Below are 16,514 nucleotides of genomic sequence, written 5' to 3' on the forward strand. Positions count from 1 at the left end.
ACCCCCTCACACCCTCTGCTGTGCCCACATCAGCCAGGCCAGACATGCCGCGGCCAGGGCAGCGACGTAGAGCAGCTGGCGGGTCGGGCTGCCCAGGGGCGCCAGGACCGCCAGCACGAACGACGCCGCGAAACCGACGTAGGTCAGGGCAAACCGGTTGCCACGGTGCCGATTTCGGATCCCATCAGCCCGCTCCCGGTCGTCATCGCGCACGCCGAGGGGCATCTGCTGCTCACCCGGCGGGCGCAGGCCGTGGCCTCCTACTGCCAGGAGGTCCTGTCCCGGACTCACCGGCTGGGAGTCTCCTAGGGCCGCAGCGCGATTCGACCTCGTAGATCAGGTCAGGAAGGGCAGCAGCAGTTCGAGCAGTTCCCGCGGGCGGTCCAGCGGGATGATGTGCCCGCAGTCCGGAATGATATGGGCGGCAAGGTCGTCCGCGATCGGACGGAGTTGGCGCGCGGTGGCGTCGCCGACGGGGTGCGCGCCGATCGCCAGGGTCGGCATGGTCAGGCGCCCGCGGGCCGCGGCCCCGCCGAGCTGAGCCGCACTCGCGGGCAGCGCGCGGTAATAGGAGAAGGCGCAGCGCAGCGCGTCCGGTCCGGCATAGGCGGCGGCGAACGCGTCGCGGATCGCCGGCGGCACGCCGCGGCCCCGGGTGCCGATGTCGAGAAACCAATCGATGTATCGCGCCTCGTGTCCGGCCAGCACCGTTTCGGCCAGGCCCGGAACCGCGTGGAATCCGAACCACCAGGGCGGGCCGGCGGCGAGGAACTCCTCGGCCCCGGGCAGCGATCCCAGCATCGACTCCATGACGACGAGCCGCCGGACCCGCTCGGGCGCGCGCAGGGCCAGCAGGGTCGCGACGGGCGCCCCGGCGTCGATGCCGGCCACGGCCGCGTCGGGCACGGCGAGCGCGTCCAGGATGCCCGCGAGATCCTCGGTCAGGGTCTCCGCGTCGTAGCCGTCCGGCGCCCGGGTGCTGGCTCCGAACCCGCGCAGGTCCGGGGCGATCACCCGGAACCGGGCCGAGAGCGGCCCGATGATCTCGCGCCACAGCTGCCACGTGTGCGGAAAGCCGTGCAGCAGCACGACCGCGGGACCGGTTCCGGCCGTCGCCACGTTCGCCTCGATGCCGTTCGTGGCGATGCGATGGAGTTCGATCGCGGGGGTGGATGCCATGCGGTTCTCCTGGTTACTATTGGTTACCAGGAGACGATAGGTAACTATCGAAAGCGTGCCAAGAGGGCACTTTCGCGATAGGTGGTGAGGTCGAAGTGACCGCTCGATCGGGGCGCGCGGCCGGATCCGCGCGCGGTGATCTGTTCGATCCGGAGTGCCCGACCCGGTGGCTGCTGGATCGCATCGGGACGAAGTGGACCTCGATGGTGGTCAACGTGCTCGGCGAGGCCGCACCCGGGGAGGTGCGGTTCGCCGAGTTGCGCCGCCGGATGCCCGGGGTCTCGCAGAAGATGCTCTCGGTGACCCTGCACGGCCTGGTCCGCGACGGCCTGGTCGCCCGGCGGGTGGAGCCGACCGTGCCGCCGAGCGTGCACTATCGGCTCACCGAACTCGGTGCGACGCTGGAGGGGCCGCTGGCAGTGCTGCGGACCTGGGCCGAGGCGCACATGGCCGAGGTCGACCGCGCCAACGAGATCCACGACGCCGGAGTCGTCTGAACACCCGATACCGTTGTTCCGGAACGCGATTCGGCTACCGCGTCAGCTGTCGGTCGCTGCCAGCTCGGCCCAGTGGGGGCCGGCCGTTTCCGCCCACGCGCCGTGCTGGTCGTGGAACAGGGTCGTCGCGGCGGTGCCGCTCCAGGGCCGGGGTAGCAGCGTCTGCGGTAGTTGCGGGTCCAGGAACGGGAAACGGCGCCACTCCTGGACGAGCCGGATCTGTGCGGTCAGGATCTCGTCGGGGGTCGCGGGGGCGAGGTCGGCGAATCCGGCGATGAAGTCCTCGTAGTGCCGCTCGACCTCGTCGAGATCCCATGCGGCGGTGACCATGTCACGCTGATTCCCGAGCGTCCCGTATTCGGCGACGAACGACATGGCCTTGTCGGCCAGGTCGAGATCTTCGATCACCGTGCGGGCCTCGGCCTCGGTGGCGGTATGCGGGGTGATCCACACCCCGGGTGACGGGGATCCGAAACCGGCCCAGCTGAATTGGGTCCGCAGCTTGTGCCGCAGCCCCCGCATCGATTCCGGGATCGAGATGAGCACGACGAGCCAGCGCCCGTCCCAGGACTGCTCGGCGGAGCCGAACGAGTAGATGCGCTCGGCGCCCTCGACCAGCAGCCGCCTGCCCGCGTCGGTCAGATTCCAGCGCACCCGGCGCCCCACCCGATCCGGGGAGAGCCAGCCCTCCGCGGCCGTGCGGGCCAGTGACTGGCGTGCCGACTTCTCCTCTACCCCGGCGAGTCCGAGCACCCGGACCAGGGTGGAGGTCCAGACCGGCTCGCCGGACGGCAGCGCGAACTCGCCCAGGATCGTCATGAGCAGCGACCGCGCGCTGGCCTCGCCCACCTCGCGCCGGCGGCTGAGCGCCGGAACCGCGCCGGCGTCCTCGGTACTGCGCGGTGTACCGGTCACGCCGTCACCTCGCTGGCGCTCGGCTCCGCCGTGCCCGAGGAGGGCTGTGTCATGGTTCCCTCGCTGCGCTCGGTCACGGGACCCCCTTTCTCTCCGATGCTCTTGAACAAGAAAGTGTCGCACCCGGCGCACGCGACTCGAGCGCGGCGTCGGGTGAACAATTATCTACATAATACTGACGATACAACGGGTCGATGTAGCATATCGGCATGGGGGAGAATGTGATGATCACTACAAGGAGGACCCATGGCAGTCGCTACCGACGAGCCCGCGGTCTCGACGCCCGGCGCCGCCGGCATGCCGGAGGTCTCGTTCGACACCCATCCAGACCGGTACCGGCACTGGACGCTGCGCCCCGATGGTGAGATCGCCTGGCTGACACTGGATGTGGCCGAGGACGGCGGGCTCGCGCCCGGATACGAACTGAAGCTGAACTCGTACGACCTCGGCGTGGACATCGAGCTGTACGACGCGACCCAGCGGTTGCGGTTCGAGCATCCGGAGGTCCGGACCGTCGTGGTCACCAGCGGCAAGGATCGAATCTTCTGCGCCGGGGCCAACATTCGGATGCTGGCCGCGTCGCCGCACGAGTGGAAGGTGAACTTCTGCAAGTTCACCAACGAGACCCGCAACGGCATGGAGGATGCCACCGCGCACTCCGGGCAGACCTACCTGGCCGCGGTGAACGGCACCTGCGCGGGCGGCGGCTACGAACTCGCGCTGGCCTGCGAACATATTCTCCTGGTGGACGACAACTCCTCCGCGGTGTCGCTGCCGGAGGTGCCGCTGCTGGGCGTGCTGCCCGGTACCGGCGGGCTGACGCGATTGGTGGACAAGCGATTCGTGCGCCGGGATCTGGCCGACGTCTTCGCCACCCGCCCGGACGGCGTGCGCGGCAAGACCGCGCTGGGCTGGAACCTGGTGGACGAGCTGGCCCCGCCGCGCCGGTTCGACGAGGCCGTGCGGGAGCGCGCGGTGGAGCTGGCCGCCCGGTCCGATCGCCCCGGGGACGCCCACGGTGTCGAGCTGACGCCGCTGGCGCGCACGATCGAGGGCGACATCATCCGATATCCGCACGTGAGTGCCGAATTCGATCGCCCCCGCGGTGCGGTGACGATCACCGTGCACGGGCCCGACAATCCGGTGCCGGAGGATATGGCGGCCGCCGCGGCGCAGGGCGCGGAGTTCTGGCCGCTGGCAATGACGCGGGAGCTGGACGATCTGATCCTGCGGCTGCGTGCCAACGAGACCGCCGTCGGCACCTGGATCCTGCGCACGGCGGGCGCGGCCGATCGCGTCGAGGACCACGAGCGGCTGCTGCTGGACAATGCCGCAAGCCATTGGCTGGCACGGGAAATCGTGCATTACTACAAGCGGGTACTCAAGCGCCTGGATGTCACCAGCCGCAGCCTGATCGCGGTACTCGAGCCGGGAGACTGCTGCACCGGCATGCTCGCCGAACTGGCGCTTGCGTGCGATCGGCAGTACATCCTCGACGGCCCACCCCTGGACGACGAGGACAGCGACGAGCGCGCCTGGATGCGGTTGAGCGCCGCGAACTTCGGTGTATTTCCCATGGGTAACGGCCTCTCGCGCCTGGAATCCCGCTTCTACGGCCATGCCGAACAGCTGAACCGGCTGCGCGAGAACGACCTCGGCGCACGACTTACCCCGGCACGGGCGCTGGAGCTGGGACTGGTCACCGCGGCCCCGGACGACATCGACTGGGAGGACGAGGTCCGCCTGGCGCTCGAGGGCCGCGCGGCCCTGTCGCCGGACGCGTGCACCGGCATGGAGGCCAACCACCGGTTCGTCGGTCCGGAAACCCTCGAGACCAAGATATTCGGCCGCCTGTCGGCCTGGCAGAACTGGATCTTCATCCGGCCCAACGCATCCGGACCCGAGGGCGCGCTGCGCCGCTACGGCACCGGCAGCAAGGCCGTGTTCGACAGAAAGCGGGTGTGAGCGACATGACCACGGCCATCAACTACGAGGACAAGATCCCCAACAATGTCGACCTGTCCTCGGATCGCCGGCTGCAGCGGGCCCTCGAGGGCTGGCAGCCCAAGTTCCTGAACTGGTGGGGCGAGATGGGCCCGACACTCGAGACGCACGGGGTCTACCTGCGCACCGCGGTCGCGGTCGGCCAGGAGGGCTGGGCACACTTCGATCACGTTGTGCCGCAGGACTATCGGTGGGGAATCTTCCTGGCCGAGCGCAAGCCCGACCGGCGCATCGCGTTCGGTGAGCACCAGGGCGAACCGGCCTGGCAGCAGGTACCCGGCGAATACCGCGCCGATCTGCAGCGGCTGATCGTCGTCCAGGGCGATACCGAACCCGCATCGGTGGAGCAGCAGCGGCTGCTCGGCCTGACCGCCCCGTCGCTGTACGACCTGCGAAACCTGTTCCAGGTCAACGTGGAAGAGGGCAGGCACCTCTGGGCGATGGTCTACCTGCTGCACGCGTACTTCGGCAGGGAGGGCCGGGAGGAGGCCGAGGCGCTGCTGGTCCGCAACTCCGGCAGTCCCGACTCGCCGCGGATTCTGGGCGCCTTCAACGAGAAGACCGCCGACTGGCTGGCGTTCTACATGTTCACCTATTTCACCGACCGCGACGGCAAGTACCAGCTCGGTACGCTGAAGGAGAGCGCGTTCGATCCGCTGTCGCGCACCTGTGAGTTCATGCTCAAGGAGGAGGCCCATCACATGTTCGTGGGCACCACCGGCGTGGATCGGGTCGTGACCCGCAGCGCCGCGCTCATCCGCGAGCACGACACCCTCGATATCGCCTCGCACGGCGGTATTCCGCTGGAGATCATCCAGAGGTACATCAACTTCCACTACAGCGTCTCGCTGGACCTGTTCGGCAGCGAGACCTCCACCAATGCGGCGAACTACTTCACCGCCGGGCTGAAGGGGCGCTGGCACGAGGAGAAGCGCGGCGACGACCACCGGCTCACCGACGACAGCGTCACGCTCGACGACCCCCGGGCCGACGGCACGTGGGGCACGCGGGAGCTGTCCGCGCTGCTGGCACTCAATCTGGACCTGCGCGGCCGCTACGCCGCCGAGTGCCGCCACGGCCTGGACCGCTGGAACAAGATCCTGTCCGACAACGGGATCGAGTTCCGGTTCGCCCTGCCGCACATCGGATTCAACCGCGGGGTGGGCGCCTACTCCGGGTTCCACATCAGCCCGACCGGCACGATCCTCGACGCCGCGACCTGGGAGGCGGCGCGGGGGAAATGGCTGCCCACCGACGAGGATCTGACGTTCGTGCGCTCGCTGATGCATCCGGTCTACGAGCGCGGCAAGATCGCGAGCTGGGTGGCGCCGCCGGTGCAGGGCATCAACGGCAAACCGTTCGACTACGAGTACGTGCACCTGTCCTGAGGGGTTCGGTAATGAGTTCTGCCGCAGCGGTTTCGCCCTTGCCGTTGTTCAATGCCGCCGACCATCTGGTCGATCGGCACCTGCGGGAGGGGCGCGGCGGGCACACCGCGGTGATCGCGTCCTCCCGCACCCTCACCTATGCCGAGCTCGCCGACGAGATGCACCGTGTCGCGGGCGGATTGCGGCGCCTCGGAGTGCGGCCGGAGGAACGGGTGATGTTCTGCATGGCCGACGACGCCGAGTTGTTCACCGGGATCCTCGCCGCCATGTACCTGGGCGCGGTCCCGGTGCCGGTGTCGACGATGCTCACCGGGCCCGAGCTGGCCAAGGTGCTGGTCAACTCGCGCGCCCGGATCCTGTGCTGCTCGGTGGAATTCGCCGCCGCGGCCGCGGCCGCCGCCGCGCTGGCCCCGGAGGTCACCGACGTCGTGCTGGACGGCCCGGCCGATCTCGACCTCGCCACCGGGCTCGCCGTGCACCCGTGGAGCGATCTCGCCGCGGCCGATCCACTCCCGAAAGCATATGAGACATGGGAGGATTCGCCCGCGCTGTGGCTGTACACCTCCGGCACGACCGGTACACCGAAGGCCGCGATGCATCGGCACGCGGGCATCCGCGACATCGGGGAGTTCTACGGTCGCGGCGTGCTCGGCCTGCGGCGGGGGGATCGGTGCCTGTCGGTGGCCAAGCTGTTCTTCGCCTACGGACTGGGGAACTCGTGTTTTCTGCCGCTGGCGGCCGGGGCGACCGGCGTGCTCGAACGCGCTCGTCCCACTCCCGATGTCATCGGGGCGCGGGTGCTCGAGCAGCGCCCCACCGTGTTCTTCGGGGTGCCGACCTTCTATGCCGCGCTGCTGGCCAGCGATCTGGATGAAGGCACGTTCGCCAGTGTGCGGCAGGGTGTTTCGGCCGGGGAGGGCCTGCCGCCGGTGCTGTTCGAGCGTTTCCGGGACCGGTTCGGCGTGGAGGTGCTCGACGGTATCGGATCGACCGAGGCCCTGCACATCTTCCTGTCGAACCGGCCGGGGCGGGTGCGGCAGGGTTCCTCGGGCGTGCCGGTGCCCGGATACGAGGTTCAGCTGCGTAACGATGCCGGAACGGTCCTCGAGGAAACCGGGCGGCCCGGCACCCTGCACCTGCGGGGCTCGTCCCTGGCCGTCGGCTACTGGTGCCGCACGGAGACGACTCGTCAAGTGTTCCAAGGGGAGTGGCTGTGCACCGGCGACGCCTACGTCCGCAACGACGACGGCACATACAGCTGCCTGGGCCGCACCGGCGACATGCTCAAGGCGGGCGGCATCTGGGTATCCCCGGCGGAGGTGGAGGAGCGCCTGCTGCAACATCCCGACGTGCTCGAGGCGGCCGTGGTCGCCGCGCCGGACGAATCGGGCCTCGACAAGCCGGTCGCCTGCGTGGTCACCCGGACCGAGCTGGCGGCGGACGCGCTGATCGACTGGTGCCGTTCGGGTCTGGCGGCCTTCAAGCGCCCCCGAGCCGTGGTGGCGATGGACGAGCTGCCCAAGACGGCCACCGGGAAGATCCGCCGTAACGTGCTGCGCGATCTGGTGTCCGCGGTGCTTCAGCGATAAGCGCCACTGCCGCACAGGATTTGATTCGCGGTCTGGTAGACGTTCACCGAGCTCTGACCGTGCTCCACCTCGGAGGGCTGAAACTGGTCGTGCCCCTCGGCGACGCCGAGCGAGCGGGCCGTCATGCCGCCGGCGTTGTAGCCGGATCCGAGGAACTGGTGCAGTTCTCCCTCGGTTTCGAACGTCGTCTCGACCTTCGCCGACCCGCCGTCGACCGTGAGTACCCGGCGAACAGTGAGCCGACCCCGCTCCTCGGTGAGAAGCCGACCGATAGAAGTCATGACGGTCCCTTTCCGTAGTTACTTGCATGATGCAATCAGAACGTTAGCAACGGCGCTTGCATCATGCAAGTGCCATGAATAGTCTTGGTGCAGTGGTGTCGAAGCGGTCGGTGAGACTGCGGGCCGCAGGGCCGCGATGAGTTCCGGGATCGCTGATTGTCTCCATATGTGACCGGCGAACGACATCGACAATTACTGCAGAAAGGGATCGCTGACATGGCGAAGATCGCGGACAGTTCCGTAATGGTGACCGGCGGCGGCCGAGGTATCGGACGCGCTCTGGTCGAGGAGGCGCTGAAACGGGGCGCGCGGCGCGTATATGCCGGGACGCGAAGGACTTTCGCGCACTCCGATGCCCGGGTGGTGCCGCTGACCCTGGACGTGACCGACCGGGCCCGGATCCGGCGGGCCGTCGAGGAGGTCGAAGCCCTGGACATTCTGATCAACAATGCCGGGATCACGACCTTCGACGATCTGAGCGATCGCGCGGTGCTCGAGCAGCAGCTCGCGGTCAACCTCTTCGGCCCGCACGCGGTGACCCAGGCGTTCCTCCCGATGCTGACCCGCTCCGGCGGGGCGATCGTGAACATTCACTCGCTCGCGGCCATCGCCCCGACCCCGTTCAGCCCGTCCTACTCGATCTCCAAGGCCGCGGCGCTGTCCATGACCCAGGCGCTGCGCATGCACCTGGCCGGTAGCGGGGTGAGCGTCCACGCGGTGCTGCCGGGGCCGGTGGACACCGAGATGAACGCGGGCCTCGACATTCCGCTGCCGATGGCGGCTCCGGGGACCGTCGCGCGCGCGATTCTGGACGCGGTGGAGGCCGGTGAGGACGACATCTTCCCCGACCCGGTGTCGGCGGAGCTGGCCGAGGGCTGGCGCAACGGTGTGGTGAAGCTCCTCGAGAGTCAGTTTGCGACGCTGCCGAAGAGCATGTGAGGCACCGTGATTCGGCATGCCGGGACTCGTCGTCCGGCATGCCGGGCGGGTGGGCGCGGTCAGTACGGCTCGGCGGCCACCTCGACCCGTCCGGCGTCGATCGCAGCCCGCATGGCCTGCTGGTCGGTGAGCGTCTGGTCGGCGTACGACAGCCCGAAATCGGCCATGGCCGTATCGAATACGTCGTTCGTTCCCAGGTAGGCGGCGATGGCGACGCGGTCGCCGGAGCGAGCGTGCGCCCGGGCCAGCACCGCCCCGCACAGCGCGGAGTACACGGCCAGATCGGCGTCGGACAGGGCGCCGATCTCGGCCGAGCCCTTCATATCCCGCAGCTGGCGCACATAGAACCAGGTGTCGTCGGGGCCCGCCGACCAGCCCAGGAAGATATCGCTGACCGACTGCATGAGCCGCTGTCCCACCACCACCCGCTGCCCCTGGTGCCGGTATTCGCTCGGGCCCAGATGGGCTGCAAGAACCGATGATTCGGCCTGCTTCACCTGGAGGAACAGCGGGTTTGCGGTCTCCCGGTCCTGGAGCAGGACCACGAAGCAGCGCGTGCCGACGCTGCCGACGCCGACCACCTTCAGCGCGAAATCGACTATCTGGTAACGATCGAGCAGGACCCGGCGTTCGTCGGGCAGGCTAGCGCGGTAGTCGTCGAAGGTCGCCTCGACCAGGCGCTGATCCATCATCTCGATCGGCACCAGCAGCGGCGGCTGATTTTTGATCCGCGGGATGCCGTGCGGGTCGGGTTCGGTCAGTTTGTCCAACGCCTGCAGGCTGGTTCGCCGCCGGGCGCCCGCCATCGTCTTCGTGGCCAGCTTGCGCTGTGCGGGTGTATCGATCAGGCGCGCCACTTCGTCGGCGGCGGCGAGCTGATACCAGACCGCCAGGCTGTCCATGCCGGCCAGCTCGTGCATCGTCTCCCGGTAGGCGGCCGCGGCCGCCCGCGCCGCGGCGGCGGCCTGCTGATCGGAGAACCCGTTGTCACGGGCGGCGACCACGACGCTGGCGGACAGCCGCTTGACGTCCCATTCGAACGGGCCGGGCAGCGTCTCGTCGAAATCGTTCACATCGAATACGAGATTGCGCTCCGGTGAGGCGTAGAGGCCGAAATTCGAGACGTGCGCGTCGCCGCACAGCTGGACCTCCAGGCCCGTGTGCGCACTCCGCGCCAGATCCGCCGCCATGACCGCCGGCGCGCCACGCAGAAATGCGAACGGCGACTGCATCATTCGCGCGTAGCGTATGGGGACCAGCACCGGCAGCCGAGTGCGTGCCTGTCGTTCCAGGATCGCGACCGGATCCTCCCGGCTACCATTCGGCGCCCAGACGCCCGCGTCGGTGCGGGTGAGGCGCTTGCGGGCCGCCTTGCCCGCGCCGACAGATTCGAGCTGCATCTCCGCTACCGGATTCGCCATCCGGCAATTCTTTCGCTATCTCGCGGTCGCGGCAAGCACCCCGCTGCGGAAGTCGTCACGGGGAGGCTCTACGCGAGGGACAGGAACAGCTTTTCCATCTTCTTCGTATCGACGCTGTCCGGCCCGCCGGTGGTCAGGCAGTGCTGCAATCCGGTGGCCACGAGTGCGTAGCCGCTGCGGCTCAGGGCCTTGTTGACCGCTGCGAGCTGGGTGAGGACGTCCTCGCAGTCGGATCCGTTCTCCATCATGCGGATGACGGTGGCCAGGTGGCCGTGCGCCCGCTTCATCCGGGTGATCACGGACTTCATTTCGTCGGGCTCGAGCCGCATCGGGGTACCTCCGGTTCTCGGCGGCCGGTCCTGGCCGCGCACCAACGATTGTATATCCCCCCGGGGGGATGGTACCGTCGGAGTCATAACCCCCTGGGGGGATACAACAGACACCGACGCGGACAATGAAAGGAATCCCGATGTCATCACCCATCACGCACGCTTCCCGTCACGGCGCCGAGGTGCTCCGCGAACTCACCCCGCAGCACCGCGAGCTGCGCCGCGCGATCCCGGGGGTCTACCAGGGCTTCGGCGAGCTCAGCCAGGCCGCGTTCGCGCCCGGTGCGCTCGATCGCAAGACCAAGGAGCTGATCGCGCTGGCGATCGGCGTGGTGGAGGGCTGCGACGGATGTATCGCCTCGCACGGCCAGGCCGCGGCGCGAGCTGGTGCGACCCGCCAGGAGGCGGCCGAGGCCATCGGGGTGAGCTTCCTGATGCACGGTGGTCCCGCCACCATTCACGGCGCCCGCGCCTACGAGGCGTTCTGCGAATTCGCCGACGCCCTGGACGATTCCGGCGCCCCCGCGCAGGCCACGGAGCGGGCGGCCGCCCGTGTGTAGCCCCGTCCGGTGCAAAGCCTGCGGCAAGACCACCTGGTCCGGCTGCGGCCAGCATGTCGCTCAGGTCCGGGCGCTGGTCCCGGCCGAACAATGGTGTCCGGGCCACCCCGAGTCCGTAAAAGAGGGCGGGTGGCGTCGCTTGTTCGGCCGGACAGGAAGCAGGTGAGGCGATGAAGACCGACAGTCAACTCTCGGCGACGCTCCACGCATCGTTTCGAGACGCCGTCGAGCGAACCCGAACGGCGTTGTCGCAACAGGGTTTCGGCGTCCTGACCGAAATCGACATGCGAGCCACCATGCACGCCAAACTCGGCGCCACCATCGAGGACTACGTCATCCTCGGCGCCTGCAACCCACCCCTGGCCCACCGTTCCCTCGAACTCGACCGCCGCATCGGCCTACTCCTCCCGTGCAACGTGGTGGTCCGCACGACCGCCCCCGACACGGTCCTGGTTGAGGCCGCGGACCCGGCCATGATGGCCGAACTGGTTGCCGCCCCGGGCATCTCCGAGGTAGCCGCCGACGCCACCGGCCGCCTCCGCGCGGCCATCGGCTCACTCACCGACGAGCCGTCCGCGCCCACCGTCTGACGAAGAACTGATCAGGCTGCGATTGCCAGTGCGTTCGCCTCCGGCTCGATTATGTTCGATCGGAGGAGGTGGCCGGTCGAGGAGGGTGTGCGTGAGTGGTTCGGCGCGGCGGCGGCGGCCGGTGCAGGAGCGGGCGCGGGAGTCGCGGGAGCGGATTCTGGCGGCGGCGGGGGAGGTGTTTGCCGAGCGCGGGGTCGTGGGGTCGTCGACCAATCGGATCGCGGCGCACGCGGGGGTGAGTATCGGGCTGCTGTACCGGTACTTCGGGGACAAGGACGAGATCGTCGTCGAATTGCGGACGCGGTTGCTCGCGGAGGTGGAGGAGCGGTTCACCGCGGCGGTGGTCGGGGGCATGGGGCTGCCGGTGCGGGAGCAGATCGGCGGGAGCATGACCGCGATCATGCACGTGCTGAGCGAACGGGAGGCACTGGTGCGGGCGCTGATCGCCGAGACCGAGATGCAGAGATTCGCGCCGATCGATCTCGAGCGGCGGCTGTTGCTGCTGACCCGCGCGTATCTGGTGCATCAGCTGGGGCCGGTCGCGGAGGAGGTCCTGGACCGCAGGGCGCAGGTGATGGTGACCACCGGCCTCGCGGCGTGCTTCCGGATCGCGCTGGGGCCGCTGCCGTCCGCGGACCGGGACGGGCTGATCGATGAGACGGCGCGCATGATCGGCGCCTGGATCGACGCCGACCGCGCCTGATGGGCGCCGTCGGCGAAGCCGTCGATAGACCGCGCATGGCCGGAGCGAATGCGGAGGTACGCCCAGCCGGTCAGCGCCGGAATTCCTCCACCGGTTGGAATTCGGCGTTCCGGTCGCCGATTTCGTTGCGGTACCAGTGTTCTCGACGACGGCGCTGCACCCGGTCGGCCACCTGATCGAGCCCGGGGATGAGGCGCCGGGCGGTTTCCATGCCGAAGATGGCCGGTGCCTGGACGAGCGGATGCAGTACCCACGGCAGGCGGCGCGGCATGCGGTGCCGGTTGTATGTGGCTGGGAGCAGCCAGAATCCGGTATACCCGATCTGGATGCGGTAGTTGATCTCGTCGCGCAGGCGCTTGCGCCAGCCGCTGCCAGGGGTGGGGGCGAAGGCGGGCAGGTAGGACTCGACGAGCTCGGCGCCGTCGGCTCCGGCGGTGTAGGCGCGCTTGACGAATGCGGCGAACATCAGCTGCACCGACTCGGCGAAGTCGCGCGGATACCAGTCCGGCTGTACTCCCAGCAGGTGCCCGACATAGCGCCAGAAGTGCAGTGTCGCTTCGATTTCGGCGCGCGTCGTCTGATAGCCCAGGCTCCACAGGGCCAGACCCGGTACGACGCTGCCGCCCATGAGCGTGAGGGTCGCGTCGCCGACGCTGATCGGCACGCCCCACTTGCCGAGCTCCCATTCGGGGCGCTGCATGAGCTTGCGGCGAATGAACACGTGCATGATCCGTACCCGCATCGCGGTCTGCCGCCCGCGCCCGCCGGGCTCGAGTCCGCCGGGATCGGAGACGTCGATCCAGAAGCGAACCGTCTCGAGCTGCCGCTTGTGCGCGCGTTCCCCGGTGTACGCGCCGGTGTACGACAGCGGTTTGGCGATCGAGGATTCGGAGTACATCTCCAGCGTGCTCGTGGTGGCGAAGGCGAACACCGAGGTTCCCCACCGCCGAAAAACCCTGGCTCCCAAAGCTACCTGCGCCGGGTCGAGCCATTCGGGAGTGGACTCGAACTCCTCGAACAGCCGCATCATCGACGCCGGCGCGTCCGGCACCGCGTCGATCCCACGTTCGAGCGCCAGATCCAGCATCTCCCTGCCGCGCTTGGGCCCGATCTCGCCCAGATACACCTCGTCGACAAAGGTTTCGGCGACCGGATCAGCGTCGTAGTAGGCATGCGCGAAAGCCCGCACCAGCTCCTCCGATGGCTGCGGATCGAAGCCCGCCACCCGCTTCAGGGCCCGTCGAGCTCGTTGCACATCCGCGTCATCGATCTTGTCCCAGTACCGGAATTCGGCCGGAATCGTGCCCTGACCGCCGAGCTCGATTCGCGCGGCCCGAGTGTCGCTGCCCATGATTCGAAGAATAAGCTGAGCTACCGCTCACCTTCTACTCTAATCTCCGTCCTCGTCACCGTCTGCCCGAGTAGGGAACTACCAGGTATTTCAGGACCCTTGCGGCCTCTTGGCTGCCCGATCGATCGGGTCCCGCCCGAAGGTGCTCACTTCTTCGGCGCGAAGACCGTGATCCCCGGGGACGACTTGGGATTCTGCGGGGCCAGTACGAAATTCCCGTTGGGGGCCTTGGTCAGCACGGCCGTTTCGGGGTCGATGTTGCCCGGCAGGACGTCCTGCTGGGCCGGCTTGCTGGTGGCGGGGTCGAGCTTTTCGATCGGGGAGGGGGTGCCGAACATGTTGAGGTAGTTGGTGCGTGTCTTCAGATGCGTGCCGCGGTTGCGGTCGCCAGACGGTGTGCTGCCTCGGGGTCGTGGGCGGGCAGGATCACCAGGTCGGGGTGGGTTTCCCGGAGCTGGTTGATCTTGTCGGTTGCGTTCTTCATCTGGTGTTTGTGCCCCATTCCCGGCAGGTGTTTCTCGTCGAGGAGGTGGACGTCGTAGGTGAGGTCTCCGACCATGAGCAGTGGCACGGTGCCTGGCTGGCGGACGAGTAGCGACATCGACCCCGGGGTGTGCCCCGGGGTGGGTAGCAGGGTGAGGGTTCCGTCGCCGAACAGGTCATGCGCCTCGGTGAACGGTGCCAAGGACGGGTCCGTGGTGGGTTCGAAGGTGATCCGGTCCCACCGCAGGCCGGTGAGGTCGACGTGGTTGCGCATGAGCCCGATCATCGCCGCCTTCGGGCCTACCAGCGCGTCCCATTCGTCTTGGCTGACCACCAGGTTGGCGTGCCGCAGCTGAGGAACTCCGCCGGCGTGGTCGGGGTGAAGATGGGACAGGATCGCGGTGCGTACCTGCGCAATGTCGTACCCGAGGATCGCCAACTGGGCGGACAGGGTGTCTTCGGGTTCGATGGTGAAGCGTCCGATTCGACGGTAGATGAAGCCGGTGAATCCGCCGGGGTTGTAGTCGGGGTCGGTGACCGCGGCACGGTCCTGTCCGGTATCGAACAGGATCAGTCCCCTGTCGTGTTCGATGACGTAGGCGTTGATCGGCAGCGGGTCGGTCCAGCGGCGAGATGTCAGGAGCCACCACATCTGGGGGGTGCCTTCGGATCGCACGTGCTGGGGGTGGATCACAACGCTTCCGGTACTGAGTACGGACACTCGTTTGATCGGGTTGGTCGTCATCGTTTCTCCTCGTGTTGTTTCTGCGCGACAGAGGTGACGCGCGTCTTGTCCGGACGGTTGGTTCGGCGGGGCGCGATGAAGATCGCCGCGATCCCGGCCGCTAGGGACAGGCCGGCACTGACCTCCAGCACGCGTTGCATGCTGCGGGGGAAGTCCGCGAATCCCCCGGCGCCGGTGAAGACCGCCGTCAGAACGGCGACTCCGACAGCACCCCCGGTCTGCCGCATCATCGAGTAGATACCGCCTGCCATCCCGGCTGCCTGCGGCGGGACTGCCCCCGTGACCGCGGCCTGCGCAGCCGGTAGCGCGAGGGAGACGCCGAAGCCCGCGACGATCATCGGGAGCACCATTCCCGCGTACCCGTGGCCGGTGGCTTCGTGGCTCATCCAGAACATCCCCACGGCCTGGACGCTCAGGCCGATCGCAGCGAACGGCCGCTCGCCGACCCGGTCGATCAGGCACCCCGCGATCGGCCCTACGACGAACAGCGATCCGGTCCACGGCAACAGCTGAAGACCGGACTCGAGCGCGCCCGAACCGTAGGCGGCGTGCATGTACTGCGCGGCGAAAAAGACCGTTGCGAACATCGAGGCGGTGAGCAGGAACCCCGCGGCATTCCCGGCGGAGAAGCTCGGGTTGGCGAAGAGTCGCAGAGGCAGCATCGGATGCTCTGCCTTCGTCTCCCAGCCGATGAAAGCAACCAGCAGTAGTCCGCCGGCGGCAAGAGTCGTGACGGCCTCGGTGCCGGCCCAACCGACGGTGCCGCCGCGTACGACACCCCAGACGATCCCGACCACCGCAGAGGTGATCAGCAGCGTTCCGATGACATCGAGTGGTCGCCGTGTGCCGCGGCTCTCGGCGACCTTCAGCACAGTGAGCGCCATAACAACCAGACCGATGGGTACGTTGATCCAAAAGATCCCTTGCCAAGCGACGCCCTGGGTGACTGCTCCGCCGACGATCGGGCCGGCAAACACCCCCAAGCCCGTGATCCCCGCGAAGATCCCCGTCGCCCAGCCGCGTCGCTCAGGCGGGAAGCCGGCCACCAGCAGCCCCATCGCCATCGGCATGATGAACGCCGCCCCGGTGCCCTGCACCGCCCGTGCCGCGATAAGGGCGCCGATCGTGGGGGCGACTGCGCACACCGCTGATGCGACTGTGAACACCGAGAGCCCGGTCACGAACATGCGCCTGCGACCCCCTCGGTCTCCGAGGACCGAGGCGACCATCAGCATCATCGCGACGCTGAGGGTGTATGCGTTCGCGGTCCATTGGAGTTGGTCGATCGAGGCGTGCAGCTCGCGGCGGATGGTCGCGAACGCAGAGGCGACCACCAGCGCGTCGAGCGTCACCATCAACGCCCCGAGCGAGGTCAGTGCCAGGAGCCACTTCTCGCTGGTTACCGCTGCGGTCGTCGATCGGTCCTCGGTTGCGGCGGCGACCTGGTCCTGCGGTGCGACTGCCATGAAGGCGTCCCTCCCAGTGATGGTTGAGCTGTTCACTCATTGAGACGCCGACCTGTTTCCGATTTAGTCGGCGA

Annotated in this window: 18 protein-coding genes; 8 read left to right on the forward strand and 10 right to left on the reverse strand. The window is 68.2% G+C overall.

Translation table 11 applies throughout. The features are described 5' to 3' along the window. Positions 1-6 precede the first annotated feature (6 nt). Complete coding sequence (locus ABH933_RS43730; protein ID WP_429421895.1) at positions 7-291, reverse strand: hypothetical protein; 285 nt, start codon at positions 289-291, stop codon at positions 7-9. 45 nt (positions 292-336) lie between these two features. Further along, complete coding sequence (locus ABH933_RS43735; protein ID WP_429421897.1) at positions 337-1,179, reverse strand: alpha/beta fold hydrolase; 843 nt, start codon at positions 1,177-1,179, stop codon at positions 337-339. A 95-nt stretch (positions 1,180-1,274) separates the two neighbouring features. On the opposite strand from ABH933_RS43735, the gene ABH933_RS43740 reads away from it, so the two are divergent. Next, on the forward strand, positions 1,275-1,676 hold the full coding sequence (locus ABH933_RS43740; protein WP_429421899.1) for a winged helix-turn-helix transcriptional regulator: 402 nt from the start codon (positions 1,275-1,277) through the stop codon (positions 1,674-1,676). A gap of 42 nt (positions 1,677-1,718) precedes the next feature. On the opposite strand, the gene ABH933_RS43745 is transcribed toward ABH933_RS43740, so the two are convergent. Continuing rightward, a complete protein-coding gene (locus tag ABH933_RS43745) occupies positions 1,719-2,591 on the reverse strand; it encodes a PaaX family transcriptional regulator (RefSeq protein WP_429421900.1) in 873 nt (290 codons plus the stop codon). 246 nt (positions 2,592-2,837) lie between these two features. On the opposite strand from ABH933_RS43745, the gene boxC reads away from it, so the two are divergent. The 3 genes from boxC to ABH933_RS43760 are packed head-to-tail and all read left to right on the forward strand — an operon-like array spanning position 2,838 to position 7,572. Further along, the gene (gene boxC / locus ABH933_RS43750; RefSeq protein WP_215923160.1) at positions 2,838-4,556 is read left to right on the forward strand and encodes a 2,3-epoxybenzoyl-CoA dihydrolase; all 1,719 of its coding nucleotides are present in this window, start codon (positions 2,838-2,840) and stop codon (positions 4,554-4,556) included. 5 nt (positions 4,557-4,561) lie between these two features. Then, entirely contained in the window at positions 4,562-5,983 is a 1,422-nt protein-coding gene (gene boxB / locus ABH933_RS43755) for a benzoyl-CoA 2,3-epoxidase subunit BoxB (protein ID WP_429421973.1), read from the forward strand. Between the two features lie 11 nt (positions 5,984-5,994). Next, positions 5,995-7,572, forward strand: coding sequence for a benzoate-CoA ligase family protein (locus ABH933_RS43760; protein WP_429421902.1), 1,578 nt, complete (start codon positions 5,995-5,997; stop codon positions 7,570-7,572). On the opposite strand, the gene ABH933_RS43765 is transcribed toward ABH933_RS43760, so the two are convergent. Next, positions 7,563-7,853, reverse strand: coding sequence for a hypothetical protein (locus ABH933_RS43765; protein WP_429421904.1), 291 nt, complete (start codon positions 7,851-7,853; stop codon positions 7,563-7,565). The genes ABH933_RS43760 and ABH933_RS43765 overlap by 10 nt on opposite strands. Before the next feature lie 216 nt (positions 7,854-8,069). Between ABH933_RS43765 and ABH933_RS43770 the strand changes: the two genes are divergently transcribed. Further along, the gene (locus ABH933_RS43770; RefSeq protein WP_429421906.1) at positions 8,070-8,792 is read left to right on the forward strand and encodes an SDR family NAD(P)-dependent oxidoreductase; all 723 of its coding nucleotides are present in this window, start codon (positions 8,070-8,072) and stop codon (positions 8,790-8,792) included. A gap of 59 nt (positions 8,793-8,851) precedes the next feature. Here ABH933_RS43770 and ABH933_RS43775 read toward each other — a convergent pair whose 3' ends face one another. Together ABH933_RS43775 and ABH933_RS43780 are read right to left on the reverse strand one after the other, a co-directional pair. After that, positions 8,852-10,213 (reverse strand): DUF2252 domain-containing protein, encoded by a 1,362-nt coding sequence (locus ABH933_RS43775; protein ID WP_429421908.1) that lies wholly within the window; start codon positions 10,211-10,213, stop codon positions 8,852-8,854. Positions 10,214-10,281: 68 nt separating this feature from the next. Continuing rightward, positions 10,282-10,542, reverse strand: coding sequence for a metal-sensitive transcriptional regulator (locus ABH933_RS43780; RefSeq protein ID WP_215923156.1), 261 nt, complete (start codon positions 10,540-10,542; stop codon positions 10,282-10,284). A gap of 152 nt (positions 10,543-10,694) precedes the next feature. Here ABH933_RS43780 and ABH933_RS43785 point away from each other — a divergent pair, with 152 nt between their 5' ends. From ABH933_RS43785 to ABH933_RS43795, 3 genes are all read left to right on the forward strand, one after another. Beyond that, positions 10,695-11,102, forward strand: coding sequence for a carboxymuconolactone decarboxylase family protein (locus ABH933_RS43785; protein ID WP_429421975.1), 408 nt, complete (start codon positions 10,695-10,697; stop codon positions 11,100-11,102). A gap of 170 nt (positions 11,103-11,272) precedes the next feature. Further along, complete coding sequence (locus ABH933_RS43790; protein WP_429421910.1) at positions 11,273-11,692, forward strand: DUF302 domain-containing protein; 420 nt, start codon at positions 11,273-11,275, stop codon at positions 11,690-11,692. A 91-nt stretch (positions 11,693-11,783) separates the two neighbouring features. Then, positions 11,784-12,395, forward strand: a complete 612-nt coding sequence (locus tag ABH933_RS43795) for a TetR/AcrR family transcriptional regulator (protein WP_429421912.1) — start codon at positions 11,784-11,786, stop codon at positions 12,393-12,395. 70 nt (positions 12,396-12,465) lie between these two features. Here ABH933_RS43795 and ABH933_RS43800 read toward each other — a convergent pair whose 3' ends face one another. The 4 genes from ABH933_RS43800 to ABH933_RS43815 all read right to left on the reverse strand — a co-directional run bounded on the left by ABH933_RS43800 (position 12,466) and on the right by ABH933_RS43815 (position 16,440). Continuing rightward, positions 12,466-13,746, reverse strand: a complete 1,281-nt coding sequence (locus ABH933_RS43800; protein ID WP_429421914.1) for an oxygenase MpaB family protein — start codon at positions 13,744-13,746, stop codon at positions 12,466-12,468. A gap of 146 nt (positions 13,747-13,892) precedes the next feature. Further along, positions 13,893-14,084: a hypothetical protein gene (locus tag ABH933_RS43805; RefSeq protein ID WP_429421916.1), complete on the reverse strand. Its 192-nt coding sequence runs from the start codon at positions 14,082-14,084 to the stop codon at positions 13,893-13,895. 23 nt (positions 14,085-14,107) lie between these two features. Then, the gene (locus ABH933_RS43810) at positions 14,108-14,974 is read right to left on the reverse strand and encodes an N-acyl homoserine lactonase family protein (RefSeq protein WP_429421918.1); all 867 of its coding nucleotides are present in this window, start codon (positions 14,972-14,974) and stop codon (positions 14,108-14,110) included. Then, the gene (locus ABH933_RS43815; protein WP_429421920.1) at positions 14,971-16,440 is read right to left on the reverse strand and encodes an MFS transporter; all 1,470 of its coding nucleotides are present in this window, start codon (positions 16,438-16,440) and stop codon (positions 14,971-14,973) included. The genes ABH933_RS43810 and ABH933_RS43815 overlap by 4 nt, the downstream gene beginning before the upstream one ends. Between the last annotated feature and the right edge of the window lie 74 nt (positions 16,441-16,514).

The organism is Nocardia sp. GP40 (assembly GCF_050434125.1).
Classification (GTDB): Bacteria; Actinomycetota; Actinomycetes; order Mycobacteriales; family Mycobacteriaceae; genus Nocardia; species Nocardia albiluteola.

Excerpts from the sequence above, each read along its gene's own strand:
- ABH933_RS43760 (WP_429421902.1), top strand. The coding sequence starts at position 5,995 with ATGAGTTCTGCCGCAGCGGTTTCGCCCTTGCCGTTGTTCAATGCCGCC.
- ABH933_RS43770 (WP_429421906.1), top strand. The coding sequence starts at position 8,070 with ATGGCGAAGATCGCGGACAGTTCCGTAATGGTGACCGGCGGCGGCCGA.
- ABH933_RS43735 (WP_429421897.1), bottom strand. The coding sequence starts at position 1,179 with ATGGCATCCACCCCCGCGATCGAACTCCATCGCATCGCCACGAACGGC.
- boxC (WP_215923160.1), top strand. The coding sequence starts at position 2,838 with ATGGCAGTCGCTACCGACGAGCCCGCGGTCTCGACGCCCGGCGCCGCC.
- ABH933_RS43765 (WP_429421904.1), bottom strand. The coding sequence starts at position 7,853 with ATGACTTCTATCGGTCGGCTTCTCACCGAGGAGCGGGGTCGGCTCACT.
- ABH933_RS43815 (WP_429421920.1), bottom strand. The coding sequence starts at position 16,440 with ATGGCAGTCGCACCGCAGGACCAGGTCGCCGCCGCAACCGAGGACCGA.
- ABH933_RS43780 (WP_215923156.1), bottom strand. The coding sequence starts at position 10,542 with ATGCGGCTCGAGCCCGACGAAATGAAGTCCGTGATCACCCGGATGAAG.
- ABH933_RS43790 (WP_429421910.1), top strand. The coding sequence starts at position 11,273 with ATGAAGACCGACAGTCAACTCTCGGCGACGCTCCACGCATCGTTTCGA.
- ABH933_RS43775 (WP_429421908.1), bottom strand. The coding sequence starts at position 10,213 with ATGGCGAATCCGGTAGCGGAGATGCAGCTCGAATCTGTCGGCGCGGGC.
- boxB (WP_429421973.1), top strand. The coding sequence starts at position 4,562 with ATGACCACGGCCATCAACTACGAGGACAAGATCCCCAACAATGTCGAC.
- ABH933_RS43810 (WP_429421918.1), bottom strand. The coding sequence starts at position 14,974 with ATGACGACCAACCCGATCAAACGAGTGTCCGTACTCAGTACCGGAAGC.
- ABH933_RS43805 (WP_429421916.1), bottom strand. The coding sequence starts at position 14,084 with ATGTTCGGCACCCCCTCCCCGATCGAAAAGCTCGACCCCGCCACCAGC.
- ABH933_RS43800 (WP_429421914.1), bottom strand. The coding sequence starts at position 13,746 with ATGGGCAGCGACACTCGGGCCGCGCGAATCGAGCTCGGCGGTCAGGGC.